The 13,405-nt window shown below is 70.0% G+C and carries 9 protein-coding genes; 4 read left to right on the top strand and 5 right to left on the bottom strand.

Annotation, left to right across the window (positions count from 1 at the left end):
- The 3 genes from nirB (at window position 1) to OHB49_RS28325 (ending at window position 3,951) form a co-directional block, all read left to right on the top strand.
- The gene (gene nirB / locus OHB49_RS28335) at window positions 1–2,589 is read left to right on the top strand and encodes a nitrite reductase large subunit NirB (protein WP_329163869.1); all 2,589 of its coding nucleotides are present in this window, start codon (window positions 1–3) and stop codon (window positions 2,587–2,589) included.
- Window positions 2,586–2,945, top strand: coding sequence for a nitrite reductase small subunit NirD (nirD, locus tag OHB49_RS28330; RefSeq protein ID WP_030970240.1), 360 nt, complete (start codon window positions 2,586–2,588; stop codon window positions 2,943–2,945). The genes nirB and nirD overlap by 4 nt, the downstream gene beginning before the upstream one ends.
- Before the next feature lie 76 nt (window positions 2,946–3,021).
- Window positions 3,022–3,951: an oxidoreductase gene (locus tag OHB49_RS28325; RefSeq protein ID WP_329163868.1), complete on the top strand. Its 930-nt coding sequence runs from the start codon at window positions 3,022–3,024 to the stop codon at window positions 3,949–3,951.
- Between the two features lie 40 nt (window positions 3,952–3,991).
- Here the strand turns inward: OHB49_RS28325 and OHB49_RS28320 are convergent, their stop codons facing one another.
- The 4 genes from OHB49_RS28320 to dusB all read right to left on the bottom strand — a co-directional run bounded on the left by OHB49_RS28320 (window position 3,992) and on the right by dusB (window position 10,793).
- Window positions 3,992–4,402 carry a VOC family protein gene (locus OHB49_RS28320; RefSeq protein ID WP_030970237.1) on the bottom strand — a complete coding sequence of 137 codons (411 nt, stop codon included), beginning with the start codon at window positions 4,400–4,402 and terminating at the stop codon, window positions 3,992–3,994.
- Between the two features lie 162 nt (window positions 4,403–4,564).
- Window positions 4,565–5,674, bottom strand: a complete 1,110-nt coding sequence (locus tag OHB49_RS28315) for an ArsR/SmtB family transcription factor (protein ID WP_329163867.1) — start codon at window positions 5,672–5,674, stop codon at window positions 4,565–4,567.
- A gap of 607 nt (window positions 5,675–6,281) precedes the next feature.
- A complete protein-coding gene (gene ppdK / locus OHB49_RS28310; RefSeq protein ID WP_329163866.1) occupies window positions 6,282–9,020 on the bottom strand; it encodes a pyruvate, phosphate dikinase in 2,739 nt (912 codons plus the stop codon).
- 624 nt (window positions 9,021–9,644) lie between these two features.
- Window positions 9,645–10,793, bottom strand: a complete 1,149-nt coding sequence (dusB, locus tag OHB49_RS28305) for a tRNA dihydrouridine synthase DusB (RefSeq protein WP_030970231.1) — start codon at window positions 10,791–10,793, stop codon at window positions 9,645–9,647.
- 161 nt (window positions 10,794–10,954) lie between these two features.
- On the opposite strand from dusB, the gene OHB49_RS28300 reads away from it, so the two are divergent.
- Window positions 10,955–12,445, top strand: coding sequence for an MFS transporter (locus OHB49_RS28300; protein WP_329163865.1), 1,491 nt, complete (start codon window positions 10,955–10,957; stop codon window positions 12,443–12,445).
- On the opposite strand, the gene OHB49_RS28295 is transcribed toward OHB49_RS28300, so the two are convergent.
- A complete protein-coding gene (locus OHB49_RS28295) occupies window positions 12,418–13,326 on the bottom strand; it encodes an MmyB family transcriptional regulator (RefSeq protein ID WP_443079574.1) in 909 nt (302 codons plus the stop codon). The genes OHB49_RS28300 and OHB49_RS28295 overlap by 28 nt on opposite strands.
- Window positions 13,327–13,405 lie beyond the last annotated feature (79 nt).

Raw genomic sequence — 13,405 nt, 5'->3', positions numbered from 1 at the left:
ATGCCGGTGTCCACTCCCCCGACCGACCACACCGCCCCGGTGCCCACGATCGTGGTCGTCGGACACGGCATGGTCGGCCAGCGGTTCCTGGAGGCGCTTGCCGACCGCGGACTGACCGCGACCTCAGGCACCGCCCGGGTCGTCGTGCTCTGCGAGGAGCCTCGCGCCGCCTACGACCGGGTCCAGCTCACCTCGTACTTCACCGGGCGGACCCCGGACGAGCTGTCGCTCGCCGAACCCGACTTCATGGACCGGCACGGCTTCGAGCTGCGTCTCGGTGACCCTGCCGAGAGCGTGGATCGCGAGACCCGTACGGTCACGGCACGCTCCGGGGAGACCTTCACGTACGACACGCTGGTGCTGGCCACCGGCTCGTACCCCTTCGTGCCGCCGGTCCCCGGCAAGGACGCCGCGGGCTGCTTCGTCTACCGCACCATCGAGGACCTCCTCGCCATCGAGGAGTACGCGAGGACGGCGACCACCGGTGCGGTGGTCGGCGGCGGGCTGCTCGGGCTGGAGGCGGCGGGCGCTCTGAAGGGGCTCGGGCTCGACACGCACGTCGTGGAGTTCGCGCCCCGGCTGATGCCGGTGCAGGTCGACGAGGGCGGTGGCGCGGCGCTGCTGCGCACCATCGAGTCCATGGGCCTCACCGTGCACGCGGGTGTCGGTACGCAGGAGGTCACCGCGGGCGAGGACGGCGCGGTGACCGGCATGGCACTCTCCGACGGTTCGTCGCTCGCCACCGACCTGGTGGTCTTCTCGGCGGGGGTCCGCCCCCGGGACCAGCTGGCCCGCGACTGCGGTCTGGCGGTCGGACCGCGCGGCGGCATCATCGTCGACGAGGAGTGCCGCACCTCCGACCCGGCGGTCTTCGCGATCGGCGAGTGCGCACTGGCCGCGGACGGCCGGGTGTACGGACTCGTCGCGCCCGGTTACGAGATGGCGCAGACGGCCGCCGAGGTGATCACGGGCGGGACGGCGGCGTTCACCGGCGCCGATCTGTCGACGAAGCTGAAGCTGCTCGGGGTGGACGTGGCGTCGTTCGGCGACGCGCACGGCACGGCCGAGGGCTGCCTCGACGTGGTGTACGCGGACTCCCGCACCGGCGTCTACAAGAAGTTGGTGATCGGCCGGGACGGCACCCTGCTCGGCGGGGTGCTGGTCGGGGACGCCGAGCAGTACGGCACGCTGCGGCCGATGACCGGGACGGTCCTGCCGGTCGCCCCGGAGCAGCTGGTGCTGCCGGCCGGTGCGGGCGGTCCGGTCACACTCGGCCCGTCCGCGCTGCCGGACGACGCGGTGATCTGTTCCTGCCACAACGTCACCAAGGGCTCGATCTGCGAGCACACCACACTGTCCGAGGTGAAGAAGTGCACCAAGGCGGGTACCGGCTGCGGCAGTTGTGTGAAGGTGATCGGGCAGCTGCTGCCGCAGAGCCAGGACAAGGGCCTGTGCGGCTGCTTCTCGCACATGCGCAGCGAGTTGTACGAGATCGTCCGCACCCTCGGTATCACCTCGTACGCGGAACTGCTCGACTCGCACGGCCGTGAGGCCGCGCGCGGCGGGGACGGCTGCGAGATCTGCAAGCCGACGGTCGGCTCGATCATCGCGTCGCTGGCTCCGACGCTCGGCGCGAGCGGCTATGTGCTGGACGGCGAGCAGGCGGCCCTGCAGGACACCAACGACCATTTCCTGGCCAACCTCCAGCGCAACGGCTCGTACTCGATCGTGCCGCGGATCCCGGGAGGCGAGATCACCCCGGAGAAGCTGATCGTGATCGGGGAGGTCGCCCGCGACTTCGGCCTCTACACGAAGATCACCGGGGGCCAGCGGATCGACATGTTCGGCGCCCGTGTCGACCAGCTGCCGCTGATCTGGACGCGTCTGGTGGACGCCGGATTCGAGTCCGGGCACGCGTACGGAAAGTCGCTGCGCACGGTCAAGTCCTGCGTGGGCCGGACCTGGTGCCGGTACGGCGTGCAGGACTCGGTGCGGATGGCGATCGACCTGGAGCTGCGCTACCGCGGGCTGCGCTCGCCGCACAAGCTGAAGTCGGCGGTGTCCGGCTGCGCCCGGGAATGCGCGGAGGCTCGGGGCAAGGACTTCGGGATCATCGCCACCGCGGGCGGCTGGAACCTGTACGTGGGCGGCAACGGCGGCGCCGAACCGCGCCACGCGGACCTGCTCGCCCAGGACCTCTCCGACGCCGAACTGGTGCGCCTCATCGACCGGTTCCTGATGTTCTACATCCGGACCGCCGACCGTCTGGAGCGCACCTCGACCTGGCTGGACCGCATCCAGGGCGGCCTCGACCACGTACGGGACGTCGTCGTCCACGACTCACTGGGGCTCTGCGCGGAGCTGGAGCGGATGATGGCCGACCATGTCGCCGGCTACCGCGACGAGTGGGCCGAGACCATCAACGACCCGGAGCGGCTGCGGCGGTTCGTCACCTTCGTCAACGCACCCGATGCACCCGACCCGTCGGTGCAGTTCGTCCCGGAACGCGACCAGGTCAAGCCCGACCTGGAGATCCTCGCCGGTCCGGTGCTCGCTGTCCGCACTCTCGAAGGGACCTCTTCCCGATGACCGCACGGACGATGGAGACGGCACAGCAGACTCCGGTGCTTCAACTCACCGACGGGACCGACTGGTTCACGGTCTGTGAGCTGTCGCGGCTGATTCCCGGGCGCGGCATCGCCGCACTCCTTCCGGACGGCCGGCAGGTCGCGCTCTTCGTCGACCGCGCAGGGCGCGCGTACGCGATCGACAACCGCGATCCGTTCACCGGGGCGTACGTTCTCTCGCGCGGCCTGGTCGGGTCCGTCGAGGGGCGCCCGTTCGTCGCCTCGCCGCTGCTGAAGCAGCGCTTCGACCTGGCGACGGGCGCCTGCCTGGACGACGACGAGGTACGCGTCCCGGTCTTCGCGGTGCGCGCCGCCTGACGGGTTCCGCGAAGACCGGGCCAGGAACGCGCCCCAGCCGATTCCGGCCAACAGATCCCGGCCGTACGCTTGATCCATGACCCAGGGCTGGAACGCGAGCGACATCCCCGACCAGAGCGGCCGCACGGCCGTGGTCACCGGAGCCAACAGCGGTATCGGACTCGTCACCGCACGGGAGCTGGCGCGCCGCGGCGCGCGGGTGCTGCTGGCGTGCCGGGACGAGAGCCGCGGCAAGGAGGCCGAGTCGCGCATCCTGGCTGCAGTGCCGGGCGCACGGGTGGAGTTCGCAGCCCTGGATCTGGCCGACCTGTCCTCCGTACGGGAGTTCGCGGCGGCGTACCCGTCCGACCGGCTGGACCTACTGATCAACAACGCGGGTGTGATGGCCCTGCCGTACGGGAGGACGGCCGACGGCTTCGAGACCCAGTTCGGCGTCAATCACCTCGGGCACTTCGCTCTGGCCGGCCTGCTCCTGCCCAAGCTGCTCGACACCCCCGGGGCCCGGGTGGTGAGCGTGTCCAGCGCGATGCACGCCGCGTCCAACATCGACATCGGCGATCTCAACAGCGAGCGCAACTACCGCCGTTGGATCGCATACGGCCGTTCGAAGACCGCGAACCTGCTCTTCGTCCATGAGCTGGCGCGCCGGCTCGCGGCGTCCGGCTCGGGCATCGTGGCCGCCGCCGCACACCCCGGCTACGCGGCGACCAATCTGCAGACCGCGGGCGTACGGATGGAGAACCGCAAGGCGGCGGAACGGGTCTTCGAACTGGGCAACCGGATCGTTGCCCAGCCCGCGTCGTCCGGTGCGCTGCCGACGCTGTACGCGGCCACCGCGCCCGGCGTGCGTCCCGACTCGTTCACCGGCCCGAAGCTGCTGGGCTGGCGGGGTGCGCCCGCCCCGTCCTGGCGGGCGCGCTGGACGCTGAACGACGTGGCGGGCGAACGACTGTGGGTGGCGTCCGAGCAGCTCACCGGAGTGACCTGGCCGGGCCTCAAGTCCTGAGCGGTCCCGGGGCGAGCGCCGCGGCTCGGCCCCGGACGGCTCAGTCCTGGCTCTGGACTGCGGCCGGGTCCATCCACACGACCTCCCAGATGTGGTGGTCGGGGTCCTGGAACGACCGGCCGTACATGAACCCGTGGTCCATGGGCTCGTTGGCGGGCGAGCCCCCGGAGGCGAGCGCCGTATCGGCCAGCTCGTCGACCTCCTCGCGGCTCTCGGCACTGAGCGCGATGATCGCCTCGGTGGTCTTCGAGGCATCGGCGATCTCCTTCTTGGTGAACTCCTTGAAGCGCGGCTCGGTGATGAGCATGGCGAAGATGGTGTCGCTGATGACCAGGCAGGCGGTGGTCTCGTCGGAGAACTGCGGGTTGAACGAGAAGCCGAGCTTTCCGAAGAAGCCCTTGGTCCTCTCCAGGTCCTTGACCGGCAGGTTCACGAAGATCATCTGGGTCATGTCCGTCTCTCCTCCTCGGCGGCGCTCCATGTGAGCGCGGTCGAAGGGTAGACGGCGGGTCGGCGCGGAACTCATCGCGACGGGCGAGGAAATCATCCGGAGCACTCCGCCCCACCCGTTGGGCGGAGTGTCCCCACCCGCCGAGCCGCCCGCCTCCACCCGTCATGAGAGCGCGAGCGGTGCGCCTCCCCTGAGGAGCGAGCCGCCCAGCGGGGTGAGCGTGTGCAGGACCGAGCTGCCGTGCCGCAGGGTGCGTACGAGCCCCGCCTCGCGCAGCACGCACGCATGCTGACTGGCCGAGGCGAGGGACACCCCGGCCCGGCGGGCGAGCTCGCTGGTCGTGCAGCCCGTGCCGATGGCCTGGAGGACCGTCGACCGGGTGTTGCCCAGGAGCCTGCCGAGCCAGGGGCCCGGGCCCGGCTCGGCGAAGACCGGGGCGGCGGAGTGGGTGACCGGGTACACGAGGACGGGTGTGAGCTTGGAGTTGCGGTAGACGACCGGGGTGGACCGGCAGAAGAACGATGGCTGGAGCAGTAACCCCCGCCCGTCCAGGTGCAGTTCGCGGTCGACGGGATAGTCCGCCTCCAGCACCGGGGCCCGCCAGCGGATCATGGACGGGAGGGAGGCGAGGAGTTCGTCGGCGCCACCGTCGAGGAGGGCGCGGCCACGGACGGCCCGGTCGGCCTCGATGCTGGCCTGGATGTGCGGCCAGTACGGCTCGACGGCGGCGCGGTGGTAGCCGCGCAGGGTGGTGATGAGCCGCCCGAGAGGTTGGGTCCGCCCTTCGGAGAGCGCGTCCAGCCGGACGGGCGGCACCGGCCGGCCGTCCCCCGGCCGTCCGCCCGCGGGCCGTACGCCACCGGACCGCGCCCCGCGCCCGGAGCCGTGCCCGCCGCCGTGTCGCCCGCCCAGCGACAACGGCCGTCCGGGCTCACGGCGGTCGGCGCGCAGCAGGCCCAGTTCGGCGTGGAGCCGCTCGGCAGGGGTGTCGCGCAGCGCCTCCATTCCGGCATCGAAGCCGTGCGGCTCACTGCCGTCCCGGGAGGGCGTCAGAAAGTCCGGGAAATAGCCGCGGGGTGGCACGAGGGCTGCCAGCAGGCGTGTCTCACCGTTCAACCGGGGCCGGGTTTCCGTACGCCATTTCCCGAACACCGTGGAAGCGCGCCGGTCCCTCAGCCGGTGAAAACTCAGAATGGTTTCCCACAATGCGTCCGGCCGTGTGGCCATCCGCACCTTGGAAAGGTCCATCCCGGACACATGGATACGCAGCACCGAACCCCCATCTGTTGCATCCGCAATTTCCCCCGCCCAAGGGTATGCGCACCGTCACAGGACGTCACCACGGGGTTTCGGCCAGAGGTGAAACGTCTCGCCGAACCCCACCGTCACCGGAAAAGCTGTACGACGTCGGGCACGAAACCTGAGCCGACCGGAAGAGCGAGTGAAGGCCGTGGGGGGTTTTGCTCGTTCGGCGGCGGTCGGCGGACGGTGCGGCTCCGTGTCCGACGGGGGTAAGCCGGGTGCGGCCCATGGATGGGGATCCAGGGGCCGCACCCCGGTCCGTTCAGCGCCTATATCTTTGCGTATTGAACGATGCAATGGGCCGATGAGCGAACGGTGAACACCGAAAGCGCTTACGCGCCTTTTTCTTTGTGCGAGGCCGGGTGACCCATTCACCCACGGCCACTCACGACCGACCGTTTCCGCACACCATCCGCCCTACCGAACCCGGCACCCGCCGTGGCGGCTGCCGGACATGGCGAAGCGGCGGCACCCCCCGCACAGGGTGCCGCCGCTTCCGGGTCGTCCGGGGTTGTCGTCGAGTCGGTGAGGGTCCGGGTGAGCCGGCGACAGCCCTGGAGTCCGGGGTGGGTTCAGGTCAGCGGCTGTCGCTGCCCTTCGACTCCGCGGCAGCCCTGCCCGCCTCCAGACGCGCGACCGGGATCCGGAACGGCGAGCAGGAGACGTAGTCGAGGCCCACCTCGTGGAAGAAGTGCACCGACTCCGGGTCGCCGCCGTGCTCGCCGCAGACGCCGAGCTTGAGGTCCGGGCGGGTTGCCCGGCCGGCCGCGACCGCGCTGCGGACCAGGGAGCCCACACCGTCCCTGTCGATCGTCTCGAACGGCGACACCCCGAAGATGCCCTTCTCCAGGTACGCGGTGAAGAACGAGGCCTCCACGTCGTCCCGGGAGAAGCCCCACACCGTCTGGGTCAGGTCGTTCGTACCGAAGGAGAAGAACTGTGCGGCCTCGGCGATCTGACCGGCGGTCAGCGCGGCGCGCGGCAGCTCGATCATCGTGCCGATGGTCAGCTTCAGCGCGGTGCCGGTGGCCGCCTCGACCTCGGCGATGACCTGGTCGGCCTCATCGCGGACGATCTCCAGCTCCTGGACCGTGCCGACCAGCGGAATCATGATCTCGGCGCGCGGGTCGCCCTTGGCGTTCTTGCGGTGCGCGGCCGCCTCCGCGATCGCCCGGACCTGCATCGCGAACAGGCCGGGGATGACCAGACCGAGCCGTACGCCGCGCAGACCGAGCATCGGGTTCTGCTCGTGCAGCTTGTGCACCGCCTGCAGAAGACGCAGGTCGTTCTCGTTGGCGTCCTTGCGGGACTCGGCGAGCGCGACACGTACCGACAGTTCGGTGATGTCCGGCAGGAACTCGTGCAGCGGCGGGTCGAGCAGCCGTACGGTGACGGGCAGTCCGTCCATCGACTCGAACAGCTCGATGAAGTCGGCCTTCTGCAGCGGCAGCAGCGCGGCCAGGGCGGTCTCGCGCTCCTCGTCCGTGTCCGCGAGGATCAGCTTCTCGACCATCTCGCGGCGCTCGCCGAGGAACATGTGCTCGGTGCGGCACAGGCCGATGCCCTGGGCACCGAAGCGGCGGGCCCGCAGCGCGTCCTCGGCGTTGTCGGCGTTCGCCCGCACCCGCAGCCTGCGGACCCGGTCGGCGTACGCCATGATCCGGTGCACGGCGGCGACCAGTTCGTCGGCGTCGTCGGCACCCGCGTGCATCCGGCCCTCGAAGTACTCGACGACCGGGGACGGGACGACGGGGACCTCACCGAGGTACACCTTGCCGGTGGAGCCGTCCACGGAGACGATGTCGCCCTCCTCGACGACGGTCCCGCCGACGGTCAGCCGACGCCGCTTGGTGTCGACCTCGATCTCCTCGGCGCCGCAGACACACGTCTTGCCCATGCCGCGGGCGACGACGGCGGCGTGCGAGGTCTTGCCGCCGCGGGAGGTCAGGATGCCCTCGGCGGCGATCATGCCGTCGAGGTCGTCGGGGTTGGTCTCCCGGCGGATCAGGATGACCTTCTCGCCGGAGCGGGACCACTTGACGGCGGTGTACGAGTCGAAGACCGCCTTGCCGACCGCGGCTCCCGGCGACGCGGCGATGCCACGGCCGAGCAGCTGCGTCTTGGCGTCCTCGTCGAAGCGCGGGAACATCAGCTGCGCCAGCTGCGCCCCGGTCACCCGCTGCAGCGCCTCGGCCTCGTCGATGAGCCCCTGGTCGACCAGCTGCGTGGCGATCCGGAAGGCGGCACCCGCGGTGCGCTTGCCGACCCGGGTCTGGAGCATCCACAGCTGGCCGCGCTCGATGGTGAACTCGATGTCGCACAGGTCCTTGTAGTGCGTCTCGAGCGTCTTCATGATCTGCATCAGCTGGTCGTACGACTTCTTGTCGATCGACTCGAGCTCGGCGAGCGGGACGGTGTTGCGGATACCGGCGACGACGTCCTCGCCCTGCGCGTTCTGCAGGTAGTCGCCGTACACGCCGGCGTGGCCGCTGGCCGGGTCGCGGGTGAACGCGACCCCCGTACCGGAGTCCGGGCCGAGGTTGCCGAAGACCATGGAGCAGACGTTGACGGCCGTGCCGAGGTCGCCGGGGATGCGCTCCTGGCGGCGGTAGAGCTTGGCCCGGTCGGTGTTCCACGAGTCGAAGACGGCCTTTATGGCCAGGTCCATCTGCTCGCGCGGGTCCTGCGGGAAGTCGCGCCCGGCGTCCCGCGTGACGATCTTCTTGAACTGCTTGACCAGCTTCTTCAGGTCGGCCGCGTCGAGATCCACGTCGACGGTGACGCCCTTGGCCTCCTTCGCGGCCTCCAGCGCCTCCTCGAAGAGGTCGCCGTCGACGCCGAGGACGGTCTTGCCGAACATCTGGATGAGGCGGCGGTACGAGTCCCACGCGAACCGCTCGTCGCCTGCCTGGGCGGCGAGGCCGACGACGGACGCGTCGGAGAGGCCGATGTTGAGAACCGTGTCCATCATGCCGGGCATCGAGAACTTCGCACCGGAGCGGACGGAGACCAGCAGCGGGTCGTCGGCCTGGCCGAGCTTCTTGCCCATCTGCGTCTCGAGGGCGTCGAGGTGCGCACTGACCTCGTCGCGCAGCGCCCTCGGCTCATCGCCGCTGTCGAGGTAGACCTTGCACGCCTCGGTGGTGATGGTGAAGCCCGGAGGGACGGGCAGCCCGAGGTTGGTCATCTCGGCGAGGTTGGCGCCCTTCCCGCCGAGCAGGTCCTTCAGATCCTTGTTGCCCTCGGTGAAGTCATAAACGAACTTCTGACCCTGGAGCTCCGGGGTGGATACGTGGGGATCTTTGTTTTCCGACACGGGTCTCGACTCCTCGAGGACGCGGGTGGCTGCCCTGACGGCCAGGAACATACCCAGATCGAAGGTGCCTGGGTACGTCCACTTGCGCGTCATGCGGCCTTAACCACTCGTCCGCCAGCAGATCGAAAGTTGCGTACGGTTCCGCCTCCCGGACACAGTCATTCGACTCTTGAACTCATAATTACTCAGGGCGCCGAAGAAGATGGATATTCGGCACGCTGTGTAGTGGATGCGTCGATCGATCAAAGTAAAGTCAAGTGGCACCGAGTGCCATCATTTGAGAAATGCAGTACCCAAAATCTCGCTCATCTGAGCAATGAGTGCCTCAGGGGTGGCGAGAATCACGCCGCACCGGGCGCTCAGATGTCATCATCCGGACACCCCGAGAGCTACATATGGTCACGGAGCGACCGCGCAGGGCGAGCAAATTGGGATCAGGGCGCCTCGATCGCCTGACACGGCACCCCGCACCGCTCGGTTCGCCTACAACCCGCACTCGATCTGCGCTCAGATGAGCAGGGGCGAGGCGAGGGCACCCGGTGCCTGAAAACCGGAGATGCGAAAGGGCCCCGCGGGGGTGGAGTGACACCCCCGCGGGGCCCCGTCCGAACCGGAGCCGTCGCCTCAGCCGCCCGACGTGTCGAGCTCCGCGTCCGCGCTCACGCCCGAGCAGTCGTAGGGGTCCTTCAGCCAGCCGTCCGGCAGCACCACGCGGTTGTTGCCCGAGGTGCGCCCGCGCGGCCCGTCGGCCCCGTCCGGCCACGCCTGGTCCAGGTCGAGCTCGTGCAGCTGCGCGCCCAGCTCGTCCAGCGACGAGGTGACCGCGAGCTTCTTGCGCATCTCGGAGCCGACCGAGAAGCCCTTGAGGTACCAGGCCACGTGCTTACGGAAGTCGATCACGCCACGGGTCTCGTCGCCGATCCACTCCCCCAGCAGCGTCGCGTGCCGCAGCATGACGGTGGCGACCTCCCGCAGCGTCGGCGCCTGCCGCGTCTGCGTACCCTCGAAGGCGCTCACCAGGTCGCCGAAGAGCCACGGGCGCCCCAGACAGCCGCGGCCCACGACCACGCCGTCGCAGCCGGTCTCGCGCATCATCCGACGGGCGTCGTCCGCGCACCAGATGTCGCCGTTCCCGAGGACGGGGATCTCCGGGACGTGCTCCTTGAGGCGGGCGATCGCGTCCCAGTCGGCGGTGCCGCCGTAGTGCTGGGCGGCGGTCCTGCCGTGCAGCGCGACGGCCGTGACGCCCTCCTCCACCGCTATCCGGCCCGCGTCTAGGTAGGTGAGGTGGTCGTCGTTGATGCCCTTGCGCATCTTGATGGTGACCGGCAGGTCGCCCGCATTGGAGACCGCCTGGTTCAGGATCGCGCGCAGCAGGGGCCGCTTGAACGGGAGCGCCGAGCCACCGCCCTTGCGGGTCACCTTGGGGACCGGGCAGCCGAAGTTCAGGTCGATGTGGTCGGCGAGGTTCTCGTCGACGATCATGCGGACGGCCTTGCCGACCGTGACCGGGTCCACTCCATACAGCTGGATCGAGCGCGGGGTCTCGCTCGCGTCGAAGTGGATGAGCTGCATGGTCTTCTCGTTGCGCTCGACCAGCGCCCGCGTCGTGATCATCTCGCTGACGAACAGCCCCTTGCCGCCGGAGAACTCCCGGCACAGGGTGCGGAACGGCGCGTTGGTGATGCCGGCCATGGGTGCGAGCACCACCGGTGGCTGCACGGTGTGCGGGCCGATCCGGAGCAGCGGGGGCGAGGGGGCGAGCGTGGTCATTGCTCCATTGTCGCGTACGGCGGAAGCAGCTTCGGCAGGCACTGCGGTACGGACGACGGGCGGGGCAGTCCGTACCCGCGATGACGCCGGACGGATGCACCGGGGGCGCCGGTCGGGGTCTCCCTGCGGCAGCAGTCGTTAGTTAACCGTACTATCTATGTATGCCTGAGCTCACCCACCGCCGACGGCAGTTGGTTCTGGCGATCTGCTGCATGAGTCTGCTGATCGTCAGTCTCGACAACACCGTCCTCAATGTCGCTCTGCCCTCCATGCAGCGGGAGCTGCACGCGACCGTCGCCGGCATGCAGTGGACGATCGATGCCTACACCCTCGTCCTCGCCTCACTGCTGATGCTGGCGGGCTCCACCGCCGACCGGATCGGACGGGCGAAGGTCTTCAAGATCGGGCTCGTCCTCTTCACCCTCGGCTCGGTGCTCTGCTCCGTCGCGCCGAACCTGGAGTCGCTGGTCGCCTTCCGGATGGTGCAGGCGGTCGGCGGCTCGATGCTCAACCCCGTCGCGATGTCGATCATCACCAACACCTTCACCGACCCGCGCGAGCGCGCCCGGGCCATCGGTGTGTGGGGCGGTGTCGTCGGCATCTCCATGGCGGCGGGACCGGTGGTCGGCGGCCTGCTGGTGGACACGGTCGGCTGGCGGTCGATCTTCTGGATCAATCTGCCGGTCGGTCTGGCCGCGCTGCTGCTCACCTGGCGGTACGTCCCCGAGTCCCGCGCCCCGAAGCCACGCCGCCCCGACCCCGTCGGGCAGCTGCTGGTGATCGCGCTGCTCGGTTCACTGACGTACGCGATCATCGAGGCGCCCTCGGCCGGCTGGGCCTCCCCGCGGATCCTGGGCTTCGTGGCGCTCGCCGCGTGCGCCCTGATCGGGCTCCTGCTGTACGAGCCCCGGCGCGCCGAGCCCCTCATCGACCTCCGGTTCTTCCGCAGCGCCCCGTTCAGCGGCGCCACCGCCATCGCGGTCTGCGCCTTCGCCGCCCTGAGCGGCTTCCTCTTCCTCAACACGCTGTATCTGCAGAACGTGCGCGGTCTGAGCGCCCTGCACGCCGGTCTGTACATGCTGCCGATGGCCGCTCTCACCTTTGTCTGCGCCCCGCTGTCGGGACGGCTCGTCGGCAGCCGGGGGCCGCGGCTCTCGCTGCTGGTGGCGGGTGCGGCCATGACCGCGTGCGGGCTGATGTTCGCGGCGTTCGACGCGGAGACGCAGAACGTGCTGCTGTTCACCGGCTATGTGCTGTTCGGTCTCGGCTTCGGCATGGTGAACGCGCCGATCACCAACACCGCCGTCTCCGGGATGCCGCGCTCTCAGGCGGGCGTGGCGGCGGCGGTCGCCTCGACCAGCCGGCAGATCGGCGGGACGCTGGGCGTCGCCGTGATCGGCGCGGTGCTGGCGGCGGGGGTGGCGGGCAGCGGTTCCCCGCACGGCGCCGGGTATGCCACCGCCTTCGTGGACGCGAGCAAGCCCGCCTGGTGGATCATCACCGGCTGCGGTCTGGCCGTTCTGGTGGTGGGGGCGCTGACCAGTGGGCGGTGGGCCCGCGAGACGGCGCGGCGCACCGCCGCACGGCTGGAGGCCCCAGCCGGGGCGGGGGCCGGGTACGGAGGTCAGGCTTCGGCGAGCGCCAAGGCGTGAAGGCGCTCGAGCCGCTCCCGGGACTCCTCGTCGGCGGGGACGTACGTCACCATGCGCGGACCCGTCGACGGGCCGAGCCAGAGGTCGGTGTGGTCCAGGCGCACCAGTCCGACCCGGGCGTTGCGGAAGAGCTTGGTCCGGCCGCCGGGGCCGACCACCTCGTGGCGCGCCCAGATCTCCCGGAATTCCGGTGAGGCCGTCTCCAGCCGCTTGAGCAGGGCCTTCCAGGCGGGCTCGGCGAGATGCTCGGCCATCGAGGCGCGGAACTTGGCGGCCATCACCCGGTTCGTCTCGGGGAGGTCGACGACGGACGCGCGCCAGTTCTCGTCGGTGTACGACAGCAGCATGCAGTTGCGGTTCTCGGGGGCGACGGCGTCCAGGTCGCAGAGCAGCCGCCCGTAGGTCCTGTTGTAGGCGAGGATGTCGTACCGGCTGTTCTGCACACAGGCCGGGATCGGGTCCAGCTGCCACAGCATCTCGCGCAGCGCCGGGGTGATGCTCGGGCACTCCGTACCCGGAGCGGGGTCGACGGCGCCCGCCAGGGAGAAGAGATGCGTGCGCTCGCTCCGGTCGAGCAGCAGGGCGCGGGCGAGGGCGTCCAGGACCTGCGGCGAGACCTGGATGTCCCGTGCCTGTTCGAGCCAGGTGTACCAGGTGACGCCGACGGCGGAGAGCTGGGCGACCTCCTCGCGGCGCAGCCCGGGGGTACGCCTGCGGCGGCCGCGCGGCAGACCCACCTGCTCGGGGGTGATGCGCTCGCGCCGACTGCGCAGGAAGCCCGCGAGTTCATGCCGCCGGACCTCGGTCTCCGGCGGCTCGGCCGAACGGGCCGGCCCGGGACCGTGGGGCATCTGCTGCACATCGGTCACCATCGTCGTCATGCTCCCAGCGTGCCGAATGACCCGGCCCTGTGCCAGGTGCCGCTTGTACCAGGATAAAGACACTCTGGTACCAGGCTGC

This window comes from Streptomyces sp. NBC_01717 (assembly GCF_036248255.1).
Lineage (GTDB): Bacteria > Actinomycetota > Actinomycetes > Streptomycetales > Streptomycetaceae > Streptomyces.
Note: the sequence above shows the minus strand (reverse complement) of the source record. Positions and strands in the feature narration are given on the sequence as shown.